The sequence below is a fragment of the Micromonospora sp. NPDC005237 genome (genome assembly GCF_040607775.1).
Lineage (GTDB): Bacteria > Actinomycetota > Actinomycetes > Mycobacteriales > Micromonosporaceae > Micromonospora.
Genome location: NZ_JBEXHJ010000003.1, coordinates 1 through 19,634, shown reverse-complemented (window position 1 = coordinate 19,634; position 19,634 = coordinate 1). Strand labels below are relative to the sequence as shown.

General features: G+C 71.3%; 17 protein-coding genes. 12 read left to right on the top strand and 5 right to left on the bottom strand.

What is annotated here, in order from left to right; genetic code table 11:
* The first annotated feature begins 21 nt into the window (after positions 1-21).
* The 5 genes from ABZT87_RS08970 (at position 22) to ABZT87_RS08950 (ending at position 3,123) form a co-directional block, all read left to right on the top strand.
* Entirely contained in the window at positions 22-444 is a 423-nt protein-coding gene (locus tag ABZT87_RS08970; protein ID WP_354861787.1) for a roadblock/LC7 domain-containing protein, read from the top strand.
* 5 nt (positions 445-449) lie between these two features.
* A complete protein-coding gene (locus ABZT87_RS08965; protein WP_007462630.1) occupies positions 450-836 on the top strand; it encodes a DUF742 domain-containing protein in 387 nt (128 codons plus the stop codon).
* Positions 817-1,428 carry an ATP/GTP-binding protein gene (locus ABZT87_RS08960; protein WP_354861778.1) on the top strand — a complete coding sequence of 204 codons (612 nt, stop codon included), beginning with the start codon at positions 817-819 and terminating at the stop codon, positions 1,426-1,428. Before ABZT87_RS08965 ends, ABZT87_RS08960 begins: the two co-directional genes overlap by 20 nt.
* Before the next feature lie 104 nt (positions 1,429-1,532).
* Positions 1,533-1,859 (top strand): YciI family protein, encoded by a 327-nt coding sequence (locus ABZT87_RS08955; protein WP_354861789.1) that lies wholly within the window; start codon positions 1,533-1,535, stop codon positions 1,857-1,859.
* Positions 1,860-1,863: 4 nt separating this feature from the next.
* Complete coding sequence (locus ABZT87_RS08950; RefSeq protein ID WP_355134651.1) at positions 1,864-3,123, top strand: sigma-70 family RNA polymerase sigma factor; 1,260 nt, start codon at positions 1,864-1,866, stop codon at positions 3,121-3,123.
* A 14-nt stretch (positions 3,124-3,137) separates the two neighbouring features.
* Here ABZT87_RS08950 and ABZT87_RS08945 read toward each other — a convergent pair whose 3' ends face one another.
* Positions 3,138-3,326, bottom strand: a complete 189-nt coding sequence (locus ABZT87_RS08945) for a DUF397 domain-containing protein (RefSeq protein WP_210917330.1) — start codon at positions 3,324-3,326, stop codon at positions 3,138-3,140.
* Positions 3,317-4,084, bottom strand: coding sequence for a Scr1 family TA system antitoxin-like transcriptional regulator (locus ABZT87_RS08940; RefSeq protein WP_355134649.1), 768 nt, complete (start codon positions 4,082-4,084; stop codon positions 3,317-3,319). Before ABZT87_RS08940 ends, ABZT87_RS08945 begins: the two co-directional genes overlap by 10 nt.
* 114 nt (positions 4,085-4,198) lie before the next feature.
* Between ABZT87_RS08940 and ABZT87_RS08935 the strand changes: the two genes are divergently transcribed.
* Complete coding sequence (locus tag ABZT87_RS08935; RefSeq protein WP_354861782.1) at positions 4,199-4,645, top strand: hypothetical protein; 447 nt, start codon at positions 4,199-4,201, stop codon at positions 4,643-4,645.
* Positions 4,646-4,857: 212 nt separating this feature from the next.
* On the opposite strand, the gene ABZT87_RS08930 is transcribed toward ABZT87_RS08935, so the two are convergent.
* The gene (locus ABZT87_RS08930; RefSeq protein ID WP_355134647.1) at positions 4,858-7,710 is read right to left on the bottom strand and encodes an aconitate hydratase; all 2,853 of its coding nucleotides are present in this window, start codon (positions 7,708-7,710) and stop codon (positions 4,858-4,860) included.
* A 283-nt stretch (positions 7,711-7,993) separates the two neighbouring features.
* Here ABZT87_RS08930 and ABZT87_RS08925 point away from each other — a divergent pair, with 283 nt between their 5' ends.
* Positions 7,994-8,668: a DedA family protein gene (locus tag ABZT87_RS08925; RefSeq protein ID WP_354861785.1), complete on the top strand. Its 675-nt coding sequence runs from the start codon at positions 7,994-7,996 to the stop codon at positions 8,666-8,668.
* Between the two features lie 72 nt (positions 8,669-8,740).
* Here the strand turns inward: ABZT87_RS08925 and ABZT87_RS08920 are convergent, their stop codons facing one another.
* Positions 8,741-9,400, bottom strand: coding sequence for a C39 family peptidase (locus tag ABZT87_RS08920; protein ID WP_355134645.1), 660 nt, complete (start codon positions 9,398-9,400; stop codon positions 8,741-8,743).
* Between the two features lie 1,317 nt (positions 9,401-10,717).
* A complete protein-coding gene (locus ABZT87_RS08915) occupies positions 10,718-10,906 on the bottom strand; it encodes a hypothetical protein (RefSeq protein ID WP_354863390.1) in 189 nt (62 codons plus the stop codon).
* Positions 10,907-10,925: 19 nt separating this feature from the next.
* On the opposite strand from ABZT87_RS08915, the gene ABZT87_RS08910 reads away from it, so the two are divergent.
* From ABZT87_RS08910 to pulA, 5 genes are all read left to right on the top strand, one after another.
* Complete coding sequence (locus tag ABZT87_RS08910) at positions 10,926-11,849, top strand: hypothetical protein (protein WP_355134643.1); 924 nt, start codon at positions 10,926-10,928, stop codon at positions 11,847-11,849.
* Positions 11,850-11,885: 36 nt separating this feature from the next.
* Positions 11,886-12,275, top strand: coding sequence for a hypothetical protein (locus ABZT87_RS08905; RefSeq protein ID WP_355134641.1), 390 nt, complete (start codon positions 11,886-11,888; stop codon positions 12,273-12,275).
* Positions 12,276-12,410: 135 nt separating this feature from the next.
* Complete coding sequence (locus ABZT87_RS08900; protein ID WP_355134639.1) at positions 12,411-13,076, top strand: hypothetical protein; 666 nt, start codon at positions 12,411-12,413, stop codon at positions 13,074-13,076.
* Between the two features lie 83 nt (positions 13,077-13,159).
* Positions 13,160-13,852, top strand: a complete 693-nt coding sequence (locus tag ABZT87_RS08895) for a cellulose binding domain-containing protein (RefSeq protein ID WP_355134637.1) — start codon at positions 13,160-13,162, stop codon at positions 13,850-13,852.
* Between the two features lie 110 nt (positions 13,853-13,962).
* On the top strand, positions 13,963-19,464 hold the full coding sequence (gene pulA, locus ABZT87_RS08890; RefSeq protein ID WP_355134635.1) for a pullulanase-type alpha-1,6-glucosidase: 5,502 nt from the start codon (positions 13,963-13,965) through the stop codon (positions 19,462-19,464).
* Positions 19,465-19,634: the final 170 nt, after the last annotated feature.

Below are 19,634 nucleotides of genomic sequence, written 5' to 3'. Positions count from 1 at the left end.
GGGCGAGAAGAGGACGACGAAGTGGCCCAGAAGACGGCTTCGAGTGCCGACCTGACGTGGTTGCTGGATGATCTGGTGGGCCGGGTGAAGCAGGCCGAGCATGCGGTCGCGCTCTCCACCGACGGGCTGTTGATGGCTTCCTCACAGGGGTTGAGCCGCGACGACGGCGAGCACCTCGCGGCGATGGCGGCCGGCATCCAGAGCCTGGCCCGGGGCGCCGGCAAGCGCTTCGGCGGTGGGCAGGTGCAGCAGACCATCATCGAGATGCAGTCGTCGTTCCTGTTCGTCACAGCCGCCGGCCGCAACGCCTGCCTGGCTGTTCTCGCCAGCGAGGACGCCGACGTCGGTCTCATCGCGTACGAGATGGCGATGCTCGTCACCCGGGTCGGCAAGTACGTGGCCTCCCCGTCGCGGAGCGCCGAACAGTCGGCTGGCGAGAGGTAACGGCCATGACGGTGCAGGGGGAGTCCGCAGAGCATCAGTGGGTGGATGACCATGCGGGCCCGGTGGTGCGCCCGTACGCGGTGACACGCGGGCGTGCCCGTCCGGTCACCGGCACGTTCGACCTGATCTCCCTGGTCACCGCGACCCGAGCCGACGTGACGCCGGAGGTGGGTCTCGGTCCCGAGCACCTGGCGATCGTCGGCCTGTGCCAGCGAATACAGTCCGTCGCCGAGATCGCCGCCCACCTCGACCTGCCGGTGGGGACCATCCGGGTGCTCCTCGGCGATCTGGCGGCCCGCAACCTCGTGCAGGTACGCGAACCGCAGACCACGGCCGGTCTTCCCGACAACAGCATCTTCGAGGCGGTAATCAATGGACTACGGGCACTCTGAGCGGCCGGCGGGAGCGACGCCACTGCCCACCGCGATCAAGATCCTGGTCGCCGGTGGTTTCGGCGTGGGCAAGACCACCATGGTCGGCGCGGTGAGCGAGACCCGGCCGTTGCGCACCGAGGAGGTGCTGACCGAGACCGGCGTCGGCATCGACGACCTGTCCGGGGTGGAGGGTAAGACCACCACCACCGTGGCGATGGACTTCGGTCGGATCACCATCAGCGACGACCTGGTGCTCTACCTGTTCGGCACACCCGGGCAGGACCGGTTCTGGTTCGTCTGGGACGAGCTGGCGCTGGGCGCGATCGGCGCGGTGGTGCTTGCCGACACGCGCCGGTTGGCCGACTGCTTCCCGTCGATCGACTACTTCGAGGGTCGGGGCACCCCGTTCGTGGTGGCGGTGAACTGCTTCGAGGGCGCCCGCCAGTACCGGCTCGACGAGGTGCAGACCGCGCTGAACCTGGACCCGGGCGTGCCGGTGCTGCTCTGCGACGCCCGTCAGCGCGAGTCCAGCAAGGAGGTGCTCGTGACCCTCATGGAGCACGCCATGAAGACCCGCGAGGCTCGCCGGCGCGCCGCCAGCGGGGACTGACCGACGGTCGGGGCAATTTTCCGGGCACCCGTGTCCGGATCGGCCCCGGCCGTTCGTCATGCTGGCGACACCCGGAAAACCCGAGGGAGCGCCAGATGAAGTTCATGATGTTCGTTTGCAGCGACACCGCACCGGACACCGACCCGACCGAGCTGCCCGACATCCACACGTGGGTGGCCGACAACGACACCCGCGGCCGTCGCCTCACCGGCAACGTGCTGGCGCCGACCACGGCGGCCACCACCGTCCGGGTCCGCGACGGCGAACTGCTCGTCTCCGAGGGGCCGTTCGCCGAGACCACGGAGGTCATCGTGGGCTTCGACCTGCTCGACTGCGCCGACCTCGACGAGGCCATCGAGGTGGCGCGTACCCACCCGATGGCGCGGGAGGGGCGGCTGGAACTGCGCCCGTTCGGTGCCCTGTCGGACTGATCGAATGGCTCGCACCGACACCACGACCGGTGCGCCCGACGACGTCGGCGCGGCCGTGGCGGCGCAGGCCGTCGCGGCCGCTGGCGTCGACGCGTACCCCCGGATCGTCGCGACCCTGATCCGGGTGACCGGGGACTGGGCGTTGGCCGAGGACTGCGCGCAGGAGGCCCTGGCCGTCGCGCTGGAGCGCTGGCCCGGCGACGGCGTGCCGGCGAACCCCGGCGCCTGGCTGCTGACCGTCGCCCGCAACCGCGCGATCGACGTGCTGCGCCGGACCGCCGTCGAGCGCCGCAAGCTGCACGAACTGGCGGTCCTCGCGCCGGACGACGCGTGGCCCGAGACCCCGGCGGGGGAGGACGTGGTGGACGACCGGCTGCGGCTCATCTTCACCTGCTGCCATCCCGCGCTCGCGATCGAGGCTCGGGTGGCGTTGACCCTGCGGACCGTCTGCGGGGTGCCGACCGCCGACATCGCCCGGCTCCTGCTGGTCAGCGAGTCGACGATGACCCGCCGGCTGACCCGCGCCCGGACCCGCATCGCGCAGGCCGGCATCCCGTACCGGGTGCCGAGCGGGCCGGCGCTGGCCGAGCGGCTGCCCGGGGTGCTCGCCGTGCTGTACCTGCTGTTCACCCGGGGCTACGTCGTCGACGGCGAGCCGGCCTTCGCCGATGAGGCGGTCCGGCTGGCCCGGCTGCTCGACCGGTTGATGCCGGAGCAGTCCGAGGTGGCCGCGCTGCTGGCGCTGCTGCTGTTCCAGCACTCCCGCCGGGACGCCCGTCGCGACGCCGCAGGCAACCTGCTCACCCTTGAGCGGCAGGATCGCGCGCGGTGGGACCGCGCGGCCGTCGCCGAGGGCCAGGCCGCCCTTGCTCGGGTACGCCACGACGGGCCGTACGCGTGGCAGGCCCGGATCGCCGCCTGCCACGCCACCGCGCCGTCCGCGGAGGCCACCGACTGGCCGACGATCGCGCGGGCCTACGACGCGCTGGCCGACATCCGGCCCTCGCCGGTGATCGCGCTCAACCGCGCGGTCGCGCACGGCTACGCGTACGGGCCGTACGCCGGATTGGGCCTGCTCGACGCGGCGCAGGCCGGGGGCGGGCTGGACGGTAACCCGCTCGCCGTGGCGGTGCGGGCCGATCTGGTCGCCCGGCAGGGTGACCGGCTGCGGGCCGCCGCGCTGTTCCGGGAGGCCGCCGGGATGGCCGGCTCGGCCGCCGAGCGCCGTGCTCTGCTCGACCGGGCGGACGACCTCGCGAGGTAGCCGGATCCTCCGGGTCAGCCGCGCTTGGCCAGCACCAGGAAGCGGGTCCAGGCCGCCGGGTCGAAGGCGAGCGTCGGACCGGCCGGGTCCTTGGAGTCGCGTACGCCGATGACGCCCGCGAGGTTGTCGGCCACCTCGACGCAGTCGCCGCCGTTGTTGCCACTCTTGCTGCTCTTGCGCCACCGAGCGCCGGTCAGGTCCATGATGCTGCCGCTTCTCTGATGAGGTTAAGGGACTGCGCACGAGACAGGGCTGCATCGCGGATGCGCTCCCACCGTCGGTCCAGCGTAGCAACGTCGGCCGCCTTGTCGATGAGCTGCGCTTGCGCCTGACTGTCGACGTGGGCGACCCGCGCCCCGTCCGGCATCTCGGCCACGGTGAACGGCCCACCGAGGCCCGGATACATGCCGACGTCGGCGGGCACGACGAACAGCGACACGTTCGGCAGAGCGGCCAGTTCGGCCAGCCGCTCGCACTGCTCACGCATCATGGCCCGATCGCCGTCGAGGGTGCGCCGGAGGATTCCCTCGTCCAGGACCGCGACGATGAGCGGCGGGCGTTCCCGGCGCAGGATGGCCTGCCGGCTCAGCCGCGCCTCGGCGAGATTGTCGGCTTCGGCCGGTGTCAGCGCCTCGCCGACCAGCGTCGCCAGCGCGTACGCCTTCGTCTGAAGCAGGCCCGGTATCCACGCGAGCTGAAACGACCGCAGCGACAGCGCCTCGCGCTCGATCTCGGCCCAGGGTCGGAACCAGGCCGGCGTTCGACGCTTCAGCGCGTCCGGCCACAGCTCCTCGACGTTCCGACCGAGCAGCTCGGCGATCCGGGCACGATGACGAGTCTGGGGAATTCGATCCCTGCTCGCCCACTTTGCCGCCGTCTTCGGATCGACACCAATCTGAGCAGCGAGACTGTCCGCTGTGTAGCCCTTTTCGACCATGGCCGCCTGTACGGCTCGATTCATCTCCACACCCTCCAGAACGTTCCAGACGTCGGGGGTCAATACTTCTACGCGGTGTAATTGCTTGGCAACCCTCGGCAGGGTGCTGTGTAGACAGCATCGACGAGGGAGCGCAGGATGCCCGAGGAAAAGCCGCGAGAGCACGCGAAGCCGACCGTCGGTCCGTTGCCGTCCCGGCCGAAGCAGCCGCGCAAGAGCGCGCCCCGCCCCATCGAGCGGCTCATTCCTCCGCACCGTGGTTCCGGTCGCGCCGCCAACGTCGTACCCGAATCACGCTGGCGACCCCGGTGCGGCCCGCCGGTCGGGCACACCGCCGACGGTCCTTTTTGGATATGCGACGCCTGCGGGCGGGACTGGCCCTGCCCGGCGCTGCGAGCGACCCCGACGGACGCTGCTCGCCGCGCGACCCTTATCCCCGAGTTCTCCCGGATCACCCGGCGGGCGATCCGGGACCTGCGCGGCCAGCCGGGCGGCCCCGATCCGGTGGCCATCGTTCGCCGTTTCCTCTGGTTCCTGCCCCTCACCGACGAAGAGGCCCGCGCGGTCGCGCTGCGACTGCGCTGAGCGGGACCTGGTCCGGATCCTTCGCTGGCCGTACCACGTTCTTGCCCTTTGCTCTGCTTCAACGGGCGCAACGGCACCGCACGGTCAGTGTTGCGCCGAGTGAAGCAGAGCAAAGGGCGCGAGACAGCTACCCGGGGCATGGGAAGGCAGAGACGGGGAAGGGCCGCTCCCCGCCAGCGCGGGAAGCGGCCCTTCGCAAATGTCGTACGCGATCAGTTGGCGATCATGCGGCGCAGCACGTACTGCAGGATGCCGCCGTGGCGGTAGTAGTCCGCCTCGCCCGGGGTGTCGATCCGCACGACGGCCTCGAACTCCACGCCGGTGTCGGTCGTGACCGTCACCGTACGCGGGGTGTCGCCGTCGTTCAGGGCGGTCACACCGGTGATGGTGAACATCTCGGTGCCGGTCAGGCCGAGCGACTCGGCGGTGACGTCCACCGGGAACTGCAGCGGCAGCACGCCCATGCCGATCAGGTTGGAGCGGTGGATCCGCTCGTACGACTCGGCGATGACCGCCCGCACGCCCAGCAGCATGGTGCCCTTGGCCGCCCAGTCCCGCGACGAGCCCGACCCGTACTCCTTGCCGGCAAGGATGACCAGCGGGATGCCGGCCTCCTGGTAGGCCATCGAGGCGTCGTAGATGGAGGTCTGCTCGCCGGTGAGGTGGTTGACGGTGAAGCCGCCCTCCACCCCGGGCACCAGCTGGTTACGCAGCCGGATGTTGGCGAAGGTGCCCCGGATCATCACCTCGTGGTTGCCCCGGCGGGAGCCGTACGAGTTGAACTCGTGACGCGGGACGCCGTGCTCGGCGAGGTACGTGCCGGCGGGGGAGTCGGCCTTGATCGAGCCGGCCGGCGAGATGTGGTCGGTGGTCACCGAGTCACCCAGCTTGGCCAGCACCCGCGCGCCCGAGATGTCGACGACCGGGCTCGGCTCCTGCTGCATGCCCTCGAAGTACGGGGGCTTGCGCACGTAGGTCGAGTCGCTGTCCCAGGCGAAGGTGTCGCCGGTCGGGGTGGGCAGCGACTGCCACCGCTCGTCGCCGGCGAAGACGTCGGCGTACGCGGCGCTGAACCCGGTCGCGCCGATCGCCTGGGCGATGACGTCCTGGATCTCGGCGCTGTTCGGCCAGATCTCCCGCAGGAAGACCGGGTTGCCGTCGCTGTCCTCACCGATCGGCTCGTTGGCCAGGTCGATGTCCATCGTGCCGGCGAGGGCGTACGCGACGACCAGCGGCGGGGACGCCAGGTAGTTCATCTTGACGTCCGGGTTGATCCGGCCCTCGAAGTTCCGGTTGCCGGAGAGCACCGAGACGACCGACAGGTCGTGCTCGTTGACCGCCGCCGACACCTCCTCGGGCAGCGGGCCCGAGTTGCCGATGCAGGTGGTGCAGCCGTACCCGACCAGGTTGAAGCCCAGCTTGTCCAGGTAGGGGGTGAGGCCGGCCCGCTCGTAGTAGTCCATGACGACCTTGGAACCCGGGGCGAGGGTGGTCTTCACCCACGGCTTGCGGGTCAGGCCCTTCTCCACGGCGTTGCGGGCCAGGAGCGCGGCACCGATCATCACCTGCGGGTTGGACGTGTTGGTGCAGGAGGTGATCGCCGCGATCACCACGGCGCCGTGGTCCAGCTCGTACTCGACGCCGTCGGCGCCGGTGACCCGGATCGGGTTGGTGGCCCGGCCGCCCGCGCCCACCGCCGCGGTCTCCAGGTCGCGCGGCTCGTCGGCCGGGTCGCTGAACTCGTTGGCGGGCGGGTCGCTGGCCGGGAACGACTCGGCGCTGGCCTCGTCGGCCGGCCCGTTCGCGCCGCGCGGCAGCTCCTCGCGGGGCACACCCGGCTTGAGGTCACGCTCAACGTCGGATTCCTCGGCGACGTAGTCGGTCAGCGCCGAGCGGAACAGCGTCTTGGCGGCGCCCAGCGGCACCCGGTCCTGCGGACGCTTCGGGCCAGCGAGCGACGGCTCGATGGAGCCCAGGTCCAGCTCCAGGCGCTCCGAGTAGTCCGGCTCCGCCTTCGGGTCGTGCCAGAGGCCCTGCTCCTTGGCGTACGCCTCGACGAGCGCGACCTGCGCGGCGTCGCGGCCGGTCAGCTCCAGGTAGCGGATCGTCTCGTCGTCGATCGGGAAGATCGCGACGGTGGAGCCGTACTCCGGGGACATGTTGCCGATGGTGGCCCGGTTGGCCAGCGGCACGGCGCTCACGCCGGGGCCGTAGAACTCGACGAACTTGCCGACCACGCCGTGCTTGCGCAGCATCTCGGTGATGGTGAGCACCAGGTCGGTGGCGGTGGTGCCGGCCGGCATCTCGCCGGACAGCTTGAAGCCCACCACGCGCGGGATCAGCATGCTGACCGGCTGGCCGAGCATCGCGGCCTCGGCCTCGATGCCGCCGACGCCCCAGCCCAGCACGCCCAGGCCGTTGACCATCGTGGTGTGCGAGTCGGTGCCGACCACAGTGTCCGGGTACGCCTGGCCGCCCCGCTGCATGATGGTGCGGGCCAGGTACTCGATGTTGACCTGGTGCACGATGCCGGTGCCCGGGGGGACGACCTTGAACTCGTTGAACGCGGTCTGGCCCCAGCGCAGGAACTGGTAGCGCTCCCTGTTGCGCTCGTACTCCAGCTCGACGTTGCGGGCGAACGCGTCCTCGCGACCGAACAGGTCGGCGATCACCGAGTGGTCGATGACCAGCTCGGCGGGGGCGAGGGGGTTGACCTTGGTGGCGTCGCCGCCCAGCTCACGTACCGCCTCGCGCATGGTGGCCAGGTCGACCACGCACGGCACGCCGGTGAAGTCCTGCATGAGCACCCGCGCCGGGGTGAACTGGATCTCCACGCTCGGGTCGGCGGTCGGGTCCCACCCGCCGAGCTGGCGGATGTGGTCGGCGGTGATGTTCGCGCCGTCCTCGGTCCGCAGCAGGTTCTCCAGGAGGATCTTCAGGCTGTACGGCAGCCGATCGTGGCCGTCCACCTTGTCGATCTTGAAAATCTCGTAGCTCGCGTCTCCGACGCGTAGCTGGGTCTTCGCACCGAAGGTGTCGAGGCTCGCCACGTCGTACTCCTTCACACCAGCGACCGTGAGTAGTCCTGAGCAGTGTGTCGCACCGGCCGGGGTGCCGCCGAGGTTAGGTGACACTTACCGACGATTCCGCTCTCAAACAAAACCGTACGTCCGTCTTGCTAGTTTCGCAACTCGGCGCACGGTTCGCCCATCGCTCCATCCCTAGCCTCCTAGGATGGATAAGGGGTGTGCGCGTGCCCGCACCGCCCGCCGCCGGGTCTTCGTCGAGGGGCCGGCCGGGCAGGCCGCCGCGGGTAGGGTTCGAGGTCCGGTCGGAGGAGGGTCAACCGTGTTCGACGTCCAGCACTGGCTCGTGTCGCTGCCGCCGATCGCGGTCTACCTGCTCGTCGCCGGGGTGATCGGCGTGGAGAGCATGGGGGTACCCCTGCCCGGTGAGATCGTCCTGGTCAGCTCGGCCCTGCTCGCGGCCACCGGAGTGGTGGAGCCGGAGTGGGTGGCCACGGCCGCCGCTACCGGAGCGATCGTGGGCGACTCCATCGGGTACGCGGTGGGTCGCCGCGGCGGCCGCCCGCTGCTGGCCCGGCTGGGCCGACGCTTCCCCCGCCATCTCGGCCCCGCCCAGCTAGCCCGGGCCGAGCAGAGCTTCGCCCGGCACGGCGTCTGGGCGGTGTTCTTCGGCCGGTTCGTGGCGCTGCTGCGGATCCTGGCCGGCCCGCTCGCCGGGGCACTGCACGTGCCGTACCGGCGGTTCCTCCTGGCCAACGCCGCCGGCGGGCTGGTGTGGGCGTTCGGCACCACGTACCTGCTGTTCACCGTCGGCCGGGCCGCCGAGCACTGGCTCAAGGACATCTCCTGGGCCGGCCTGGTCCTCGCGGTGCTCGCAGGGCTGGCCAGCACGTGGTGGCTACGCCGACGGGCCCACCGCGTGAGTGCGGCCGAGCCGGCGCAGTCCACTGAGCCGGCGCAGTCCGCGGAGCCGGCCCGCACCGGCAGGGATCGCTGACCCGGGGCATGCCGAAAGGGCCGGGCCCCGTGGTGGGGTCCGGCCCTTGTCGGTGGTGGTGCTGGGGTGTGGTCAGCTGGTGGCGTAGCCGCGGGTGGCGATCCAGTCGGCGAGGTGCTCGACGGTGATGTCGTAGGAGGCGGTGTTCGGGTCGGCGGAGTCGGCGATCCGGACGGTGGTGCCGTTGTCGCGGTAGCCCACGACGCTGATGTAGTGCCCGCCTTCGAACGAGTGGGTGTTGCCGTCGGTGTCGGTGCTGGTGCCGGCGATGTTGGCGACCACGGCGCGGCCGTTGTCGACGGTCTTGACGATGTCGGCGCGTAGCTGGTCGGTCTGCGTGGCGTCGGCGTCGGGCTTGCTGATCTCGACGCTGTGGTACGCGTCGTTCTTACCGGTCTCCTTGTTGAGTACCGGGGTGATGTCGTTGATGCTGTTGGTGCCGGCCTCGGTGGTGCCCATCTCCTTGGCCATGGCGTCCACGCTGATGTCCTTGCCCTGCACGGACAGGGCGTTACGGGCGGCGGCGGGGCCGCAGTAGTAGAAGTTCGGCTGGGCTTCGTAGCGCACGCCCAGCTGACGCTCACCCGAGGGCTTGCGGTCGGCCTGGGTCTGCGACGCGGGCTTGGCCTGCGACGCGGCGTAGGCGGTGGTGACCGGGCCGGCGATGGCGCCGCCGGTGAAGGCGAGGCCAGCAGCGGTCAGAGCGGTCTTACGAATCAGATCGGTACGCATGATGGCGTGCTCCTCTGCATGTGGGGGAAACGCAACGACACACAAAAACGGGGGATGTGTGCCGAGCGGGAAAGTTCACGGGGGACCTGACCCGGCGACCCAGCAGGGGGCCTGCACGGGGATGTCCCGGAGGGTGGTGCAACGGCCCGGGGCAGCGAGTCATTCCGCATTCCAGACCACGCCGGCCGGTGGTGCTCGGCCGTGCGGGGATGTAACCGCGGCGACCGCACGGGTGTTCCCGACGGCCGCCACACGGACCGGGCAGTGGTGCTGCTCGGCTGTGCGGGGGGTGTAACCGTGGCGGCCGGGCGGGTGTTCCCGGCGGCTGCCGCGCCACCGAAGCCCGAGGCTTCGCGGCGGCATGCCAGGTATAACGACCCCGCCGGGTCCCCGATTCCGCCACCAGGGTGGCACCGACCACGGGACGGCGATGCCGAATCCACCCCAAACCATCCATCGGAAACGGACATCCGCCACCACCCGGTCGTGATCAACTCGACTTCGGCGAAGTCGGGGTATCCGGGCGCCCGGGACACCCCGACATCACCGAACCCGAGTGGATCACCTCCGCGCGGCCCTGCGCCCACCTGATGATCGTGCTCGATCCCGGAAACAGGGGCCTCACCCTGCCGGCGAGGCCACTACGTCCGGGATCGAGCACGATCATGCCCCGCCCGAGACGTGCCGTGCACGGTGTCCCTCGGTGGGCAGCACGCCACTGCACCCGACCTCCGAATCCGCCACCACCCCGGGGGTTGATCGACTCGACTTCGGCGAAGTCGGGGTATCCGGACGCGCCGGACACCCCGACATCACCGAACCCGAGTCGATCACCTCCACGCGGCCCGACCGCCACCGGGTGATCGTGCTCGATCCTGGAAACAGGGCCCTCACTACGCGGGCGAGACCACTACATCCGGGATCGAGCACGATCATGCCCGCCGGAACGTGCCGTGCATGGTGTCCCTCGGTGGGCGGCACGCCACTGCACGCCGACCTCGGGGTCACGCCACCACCCCGGGGGGTTGATCGACTCGACTTCGGCGATACCGGGGTATCCGGGCGCGCCGGACACCCCCACATCACCGAACCCGAGTCGATCACCTCCGCGCGGCCCTACCGCCACCGGATGATCGTGCTCGATCCAGGAAACAGGGCCATCGCCACGCGGGCGAGGCCACTACATCCAGGATCGAGCACGATCATGAAGGCCGGCGGGATTGTCCGCCGATCACCTGGGCCGGCCGGACAAGTCGGGTGGGGACCGGCGTGGGACCGCGCGGGGTAGACCGGGGAGGTTCGACCGGGTCCGGGTCGTCAGGCGGGGTCTGCGGGTTTGGCTGCCTCACTGGCCTGGGCGTGACGTTCCAGCAGCCGCTGCCGGATCTCCTCCGGCGTGTACGCGCGCCGGCGCCGTTCGGCCCGCGCTATGACCACACCGGACGCCGCGACCCCGGCGAGGCCGGCGAGCCCGAGGACCTTCCACCACCGCATTCGTTGCCGCATCGGCCTAGGCTAGACCCTCATGAGCATCAGCCTGGATGAGGCCGTCGAGTTGACCCGCACCGGTGACGTGTGGGTGTTCCGGGGTCGTAGCGGGCCGGACCGGGCGATCCAGTTCACCACGAACAGCCCGGTCAACCACGTCGGGATGGCGGTGGTGCTGGACGACATGCCGCCGCTGATGTGGCACGCGGAGCTGGGCAGATCGTTGCCGGACCTGTGGTCGGGCACGCACCAGCGTGGCGTGCAGCTGCACGACCTGCGGGACGCGGTCTGCGTGTGGGCCAACCGGTACGGTCAGCGCGCGTGGCTGCGGCAGCTCGACCCGCCGGCAGACGGTGAAATGGAGCGGGCGGTGCTGCGGACCGTCGCGCGGTTGGACGGAACGCCGTTCCCGTCGACCGCCCAGTTGGCGTGGCGGTGGGTGCGCGGTCGGGTGCCGTCGCTGCCGGGCCCCGGCCGGGCCGCACTCCGAGCCGTGTCGCGGGCCGCTCAGGCGACCTGGGCCGACCCGGCCGCTCCGGCCGCGTCGGAAACCCCGACCACCGGGGCCAATCCGGCCGGGTCGGGGCCCCGGGCCAGCCGGGCCACCCCGGGCAATGCGGTCAACCCCGGGACAACGGCCGCTCCGGGCGCTGCGGCCAACCCGGGGACACCGGCCAACCCGGGGACGACGGCCAACTCGGGGACGACGGCCAACTCGGGGACAACGGCCACCCCGGGGACGACGGCAGCTCCGGCCAGCGCAGCTGCGCGGGAGAGGGCGTTGGAGACGGCGTACTGCGCCGAGGTGGTGGCGGTGACCTACGAGGCGATGGGCCTGCTGCCCGCCGGTAAGCGTCCAAACTGGTACGACCCGGGGCGGTTCTGGAGTGGTGACGATCTGGGGTTGACCGGTGGCGCCCGGTTGGGTGCGGAGATCGAGGTGCGGGTGCCGCCCCGCTGAGGTTTGGCCCGCCCGGTGAGCGGCAATTGCTGTCGCGTGAACGCCTCCACCGATCTCGACGCGCTGACCGGCTTCTTCGACCGGTACGGCGCCGCGATGACCTCCGGCGACCTGCCGTCGCTCGCCGGTTGTTACGCCCTGCCCGGGTTGGTGGTGGCCGACACGTACAGCTTCTCGTTCACCTCTCTCGCTGCGGTCGCGCTGTCCTTCGTGGGCGCCGCGCCCGACTACCAGGATCGGGAGTTGATCGCCGCGCACGCTCGGATCGAGGACGTGCAGCCGGTGTCGGCGCTGCTGACCATGGTGTCGGTGGAGTGGGAGTTCCTGGACAGCCGGGGGTACGCGGTGCCGGGGGAGCGGTACCGCTATCTGCTGCGTACGTCGGGTGAGGGTCCGGTCATCTGCACCGTTATCCGGACGGCCTGACCGCCGGGCGACCGTCCACGCGGGCGAGCCGTTTTCCGCTTCGGGTGGGCCGGTCGGTCCGATCTGTACCCGCGAGGTTTTCGGTCTGGCCGCCGCTGGCTACGCTGTCGCGTCGGTGGGACGAGGGGAGACCTGATGGCGTCAGGGCCGGACGGTGCGGGGGGTCCGCGGACGGCGCGCGTGGTGCTGTCGGTGCCGTGGATCGTGGTGCTGCTCGGCATCGGCGCGCTGGTGGTGCTGTTGGTGATCGCGCTGTTGTCGTTCCGTACCCGGGAGCGGGAGAGCGCGCCGCAGGCCGCGCCGCCGGTGTTCCTGCCGACCGTGCCGGCTACGGCGTCGTCGGGGCCGACGCCGGGTGGGCTGGAGCGGCGCACGGCGTCGCCGCGGCCGTCGCGCAGCAGCCGGACGCCGTCGCCGCGCGCCACCACGGGCTCGCCGTCGCCGGCCCGGACGAGCGCCCCGGCGGTGGCGCCGGCGAAGGGGGCGGTGACCGCCCGGTACCAGGTCGGTACGGACGGCTTGGACGCGACGGAGGCCGTGCTGTCGGTGACGAACGAGTCGGCCCGGTCGGCGGACTGGCGGGTGGAGTTGGCGTTCGAGGAGGACATGCGGGGCCTGCGGGTCAGCGGTGATCCGGGGATCTCCGTGTCGGCGCAGGGTGGCGGTGGGTTCGTGGTGAGCGGCGGGGCGGCGCTGGATCCGGGTGACACGCAGACGTTGCGGTTGCGGCTGGCCTGGGACGGGTCGGCGCAGCGGCCGGTGCGGTGCACGGTCAACGGCGTCGACTGTCGCTTCGGCTGAACCGGTGCCGGTGGCGGCGGTCGGCGCTTCCGGGCCGGGCCGTCGATCGCTACGCTGCCCGGACGGCACGCTGAGGGAGGCACATGTCCGGCATGCGTCGCGCGCCGCGACCGTCGCACGGTCCGGCTGCCATCGCGTCGTCGCCGTGGATCGTGGTGTGCGCCGGCCTCGTCGTGATGGTGGTTCTGCTCTTCGTGGCTTTGGGTGCGTACCGGGGGCGTAGTCCGGCTGTCGACGACGGGCCGCCGCCGGCGGGGTTGCCGTTGCCGCAGGCGCCGGTCACGCCGTCCGACCTGTCGTCGACACCGCTGCCGGAGAGGGCGCCGGTGCTGCCGGGGCTGTCGCCGCGGGCGAGCGGGCCGCCCCCGAGCACGCCGGCGATGTCGCGGCCACCGGCGGTCGGCCCGACGGTGGCACCGACCTCGCTGCGACCGTCGGCGGGGGTGCCGCCGCAGCAGCCGCCGGCGGTGAGTGGACGCTACCGGGTGGTGCAGAGCTTCGACGGAGGTTTCATCGGCGAGGTGCTGATCATCAACGCATCCGGTGTGGACCGCGGTTGGACGGTGCGGTTCGAGTTCGCCGGTGGTCGGCTGGTGACCACCTGGGTGGAGGGCGTGCCCCAGGGGACGGTGCGGCAGTTCGACGGCGGTTTCACGTACGTCAGCGGGGTGGACGTGCCGGCCGGCGGGTCGGTGGCGTTGCGGTTCCACCTGGAACGGGCGTCGACGACGCCGCGAGGCTGCACAGTCGACGGAGTGCGCTGCGGCGGGTTCTGAGCTGTGCTTCCGCAAGGACACTGCTCGGTTACGACTTTGTTTGCAAGGTATTGCAGATTGTTTCGGCAAGGGTTAGCGTGCGGCCAATCACGACCAGAGGAAGGCCGTCGATGAAACCCCCGCCGATTCCGCGTACCGCCCTGCTCGCGCTCGTCTGCCTGCTCACCTTCACCCTCGTCGGTACGCCGGACTCCGCGCGGCCCCTCGGCGCCGACGCCGACCCCCGACCGTCCGGCACCGACCCCCTCGCCGCGGCCGGCGCCGTCCAGTGGCGCGACGAGCCCACCGCCGAGGCGTTGCTGGCCGCCGGCGCCGACACCGCGCGTGCCGAGCAGTTCTACTTCGTCCTGCCGGACCGGTTCGCCAACGGCGACCGGCGCAACGACTCCGGTGGCCTGACCGGCGACCGGCTGCGCACCGGGCTCGACCCGACCGACAAGGGCTTCTACCACGGCGGTGACCTCAAGGGCGTCATCGACAAGTTGGCCTACATCCAGGGTCTGGGCACCACCGCCATCTGGCTCGCACCGATCTTCAAGAACCGTCCGGTGCAGGGCAAGGGCGACGACATCTCGGCCGGCTACCACGGATACTGGATCACCGACTTCACCCAGGTCGACCCGCACTTCGGCACGAACGCGCAGCTCAAGGAGTTGGTCTCGCTCGCGCACCGGCGGGGGATCAAGGTCTACCTCGACGTCGTGGTCAACCACACCGCCGACGTCATCAAGTACGCCGAGGACTCCTACGCCTACGTGGACAAGGCCACCTCGCCGTACGTCGACGCGCAGGGGCGGGCCTTCGAGGACCGCAACTACGCCGACGGCAGCCGTGACTTCCCCACGGTCGACAGGAACTCCGGCCCGTACACGCCGGTCTTTCCCGAGCCCGGCGACGCCACCGTGAAGGTGCCGGCCTGGCTCAACGACGCGACCATGTACCACAACCGGGGTGACTCCACCTTCTCCGGTGAGAACAGCGAGTACGGCGACTTCAGCGGCCTCGACGACCTGTGGACCGAGCGTCCCGAGGTGGTGCGGGGCATGACGAAGGCGTACGGCGACTGGATCGGCGCGACCGGCGTCGACGGGTTCCGGCTGGACACCGTCAAGCACGTCAACATGGACTTCTGGCCGCAGTTCACCCGGGGCGTCGAGCGGGCCGCCGAGAAGGCCGGCAAGAAGGACTTCTTCCTGTTCGGCGAGGTCTACAGCGCCAACCCGGAGATCACGTCGACGTACGTGCGGCGCGGTGGTCTGCCGGCCACCATCGACTTCGCGTTCCAGGAGGCCGCGCGGGGCTACACGGCGGGCGCCGGCTCGGCGAAGGCCCTCGCCGACGTCTACGCCCGCGACGACCTCTACGCCGCCCGGGACACCGACGCGGGTCGGCTGACCACGTTCCTCGGCAACCACGACATGGGCCGGATCGGGTCGTTCATCGCCGGCGGCGGCACCGCCCCGGCCAGCCACCTGCGGCGGGACCAGCTCGCCCACCAGCTGATGTTCCTCACCCGCGGTCAGCCGGTGGTCTACTCCGGTGACGAGCAGGGCTTCACCGGCCCCGGTGGGGACAAGGACGCCCGGCAGGACATGTTCGCCTCGAAGGTGCCCGACTACCTCGACGACGACCTGCTCGGCACCGACCGCACCCACGCCAGCGACCAGTTCGACACCGGCCACCCGCTGTACCGGACGATCGCCGAGCTGGGCCGGCTGCGCCAGGCGCACCCCGCGCTGCGCGACGGCATCCAGGTCACCCGGTACGCCGCCGACGGCCCCGGCGTGTTCGCCGCCTCCCGGATCACCCCCGCCGACCGGACCGAGTACGTGGTGGCGGTGAACAACGCCGAGACCGCGCAGACTGTCACCGTGGACACCTGGTCGGCCGGCGCCACCTTCACCGGCATCTACGGCGGATCGGGCGGCCAACGGGCCGGCGGCGACGGCAGGCTGACGCTGACCGTGCCGCCGCTGTCGGCGGCCGTGTACCGCGCGGGCACCCCCATCGCCCGGCCGACCGGCAAGCCGACCATCAGCATCACCACCCCCGCGCCGGGCGCCTCGGTGGCGACCCGCGCGGCGGTCACCGCGAAGGTGACCGGCGACCCGCTGGCCACCGTCACCGTGGCGGCCCGGGTGGCCGGCGGCAGGTGGACGTTGCTGGGCAGCGCCGACCACGCGCCGTACACCGTGCACCACGACCTGGACGGGCTGGCCGGCGGCACCCGGATCGAGTACCGCGCCGTCGTCCGCGACGGCCGTGGCCGCACCGCGACGGCACGGTCCGTCGCCGTCGTCGGCACGCCCGAGCAGGGTGGGTCCCGGGAGTGGGCGGTGGTGCACTACAAGCGTCCGGCCGGGGGGTACGACGACTGGGGGCTGTACGCCTGGGGCGACATCGACCCGGCGTACGTCACCGAGTGGCCGAAGGGGCAGCCGTTCGCCGGGGAGGACTCCTACGGCCGGTTCGCCTGGGTGAAGCTCAAGCCGGGCGCGAAGTCCGTGGGCTTCGTGGTGGTCGACAAGAATGGCACCAAGGACGTCGCCCAGGATCGCAGCATCGACGTGACGGCCACCGGTGAGGTCTGGCTCAAGCAGGGTGAACCGGCGATCTATCCGAGCAGGCAGGCGGCCACCGGTCAACCGGACCCGGCGGTCGAGGAGGGCACCGCGGTGATCCACTACCGGCGGGCCGACGGCAAGTACGACGGGTGGGGCCTGCACCTGTGGGACGGTGCGGCCAACCCGACCGAGTGGGCGACCCCGCTCGCGCCGACGTCGATCGACGCGTTCGGCGCGGTGTTCCGGGTGCCGCTGGCGGCCGGGGCCACCGGGCTGAACTACATCATCCACAAGGGCGACACCAAGGATCTGCCCGACGACCAGCGGCTCGACTTCGCCAGCGCCGGCCGGGAGGTGTGGTTGCTCGCCGCCACCCCGGGGCGGCTGCTGCCGTCGACCGCGACCAGCGCGGGCGGGGACACCGACATCGGCAAGCAGAAGGCGCAATGGATCGACCGGTCCACAGTGGCCTGGCAGACACCACCGACCGACGGTCGGGTGTACGCCCTGGTGGCCGCCCCCACCGGCGGGGTGAGCGTCGTCGACGGCGAGCTGTCCGGGACGTACACCAGTCTGCCGTTGCGGGCGCAGCGCAACGGGCTCACCGAGGCCCAGCGCGCGGCGTTCCCGCACCTGTGGTCCTACCGGGCCTTCTCCCTCGACCGGGGCGACCTGGCGAAGGTGCCGGCGGCGCTGCGCGGGCAGCTGCTGGTCACCGAGCGCGACGCGGCGGGCGCCCTGCTCGCCGCGACCGGCGTGCAGATTCCCGGCGTGCTCGACGACGTGTACTCCCGGGCCACCCAGGTCACGCTCGGTCCGACCTTCGCCGGCCGTACGCCGAGCCTCGCGCTCTGGGCGCCGACCGCCCGGACGGTGGCGCTGCAACTGTTCGACTCACCCGCCGCGGCGCCGAAGACGGTGCTGATGCGCCGCGACGACCGCACCGGCGTCTGGTCGGTGCGCGGCAGCCACGCCTGGACGGGGAAGTACTACCGCTACCAGGTGCAGGCGTGGCAGCCGGCCGCGCAGCGGATGGTCACCGCGTCGGTGACCGACCCGTACTCGGTGGCTCTCGCCGCGGACTCCACGCACAGCCAGCTGGTCGACCTGAACGATCCGGCGCTGGCCCCGGCGGGGTGGCGGACGCTGCGCAAGCCGGCCGCCGTGCCGGCGTCGAAGGCGCAGATCTCCGAGCTGTCGGTGCGCGACTTCTCCATCGCCGACGAGACCGTGCCGGCCGACCGGCGGGGGACGTTCCTGGCGTTCACCGACCCGAAGACCGCAGGCATGACGCACCTGCGGGCGCTTGGCGACGCCGGTGTCACCCACCTGCACCTGCTGCCGGCGTTCGATTTCGCCACGATCCCCGAGAAGCGGGCCGACCAGCGCCAGCCGGCCTGTGACCTGGCGGCGCTTCCGCCGGACTCCGAGCAGCAGCAGAAGTGCGTCGCGGCGGTCGCCGACACCGACGGCTACAACTGGGGGTACGACCCGCTGCACTACACGGTGCCGGAGGGCGGGTACGCCGTCGACCCGGTCGGGGCGGCGCGGACCACCGAGTTCCGGCGGATGGTCGCCGGGGTGAACGAGGCCGGCCTGCGGGTGGTCATGGACGTGGTCTACAACCACACCTCGGCGGCCGGCGTCGACGAGAAGTCGGTGCTCGACCAGGTGGTGCCCGGCTACTACCACCGGTTGCTCGACGACGGGACGGTGGCCAACTCCACCTGCTGCGCCAACACCGCGCCGGAACACGCGATGATGGGCAAGCTGGTCGTCGACTCGCTGGTCACCTGGGCCAAGCAGTACAAGGTGGACGGCTTCCGGTTCGACCTCATGGGCCACCACCCGAAGGCGAACATCCTGGCCGTGCGTGCCGCGCTGGACCGGCTGACCGTCGCCCGCGACGGGGTGGACGGCAAGGCGATCATGCTCTACGGCGAGGGCTGGAACTTCGGCGAGGTCGCCAATGACGCCCGGTTCGTGCAGGCCACCCAGGCCAACATGGCCGGCACCGGCATCGGCACGTTCAACGACCGGCTGCGCGACGCGGTACGCGGCGGCGGACCGTTCGACGCCAACCCCCGCGCGCAGGGTTTCGCCTCCGGGCTCTACAGCGACCCCAACGGCGACCCGGTGAACGGGTCGGCGGCGGCACAGAAGGCCCGCCTGCTGCACGCCCACGACCTGATCAAGGTGGGTCTCACGGGCAACCTGCGGGACTACCGGTTCACCGACACCTCCGGGCGGACGGTCACCGGGGCGCAGGTGGACTACAACGGCGCCCCGGCCGGCTACACCGCCGCGCCCGGGGAGGCGGTCACCTACGTCGACGCGCACGACAACGAGATCCTGTACGACGCGCTGGCGTACAAGCTGCCGCAGGCCACCACCGCGGCGGACCGTTCCCGGATGCAGGTGCTGGCGCTGAGCACGGTGGTGCTGGGGCAGGGCACCGGGTTCGTCACCGCCGGCACCGAACGGCTGCGGTCGAAGTCGTTGGACCGCAACTCGTTCAACTCCGGTGACTGGTTCAACCAGATCCGCTGGGGTTGCGAGCGGGGCAACGGGTTCGGCGCCGGCCTGCCGCCGGCGCAGGACAACCAGGACAAGTGGTCGTACGCGAAGCCGCTGCTGGCCGATCCGACGTTGGTGCCGGACTGCGCCGCGATCAACCTGGCCGACGCCCGGTACGCGGAGCTGCTGCGGATCCGGGAGTCCTCGCCGGTGTTCGGGCTGGCCACCGCCGGCCAGGTGCAGCAGCGGGTCGCCTTCCCGCTCTCCGGCGAGAAGGAGACGCCGGGCGTGCTCACCATGACCCTGGACGCCCGGGGGCTGGACGGGAAGTGGAAGTCGGTGACCGTCGTCTTCAACGCCACCCCTGGGGCCGCGAAGCAGACGGTGACCGGCCTGCGCGGGGCGAACGTGGCGCTGCACCCGGTGCTGCGGGAGTCCGCCGATTCGGTGCTGCGGACCGCCTCGTTCGACCAGGCAAGCGGCACGTTCACCGTGCCGGCGCGCAGCGTGGCGGTCTTCGTCCAGGGCTGATCCCACGACGATCCGGCCCCCTGCCACCGAGGTGGTAGGGGGCCGGACCCTGCGTGGATCCGTTCGCTGACCGTCGGTCAGTTGAAGCAGTCCTTGACGGTGCCGGCGCAGTTGGTGGGGTCGTTGTTGGTGATGGTCGACTTTTCGTCGAGGCGGACCTTGCCGTTGTT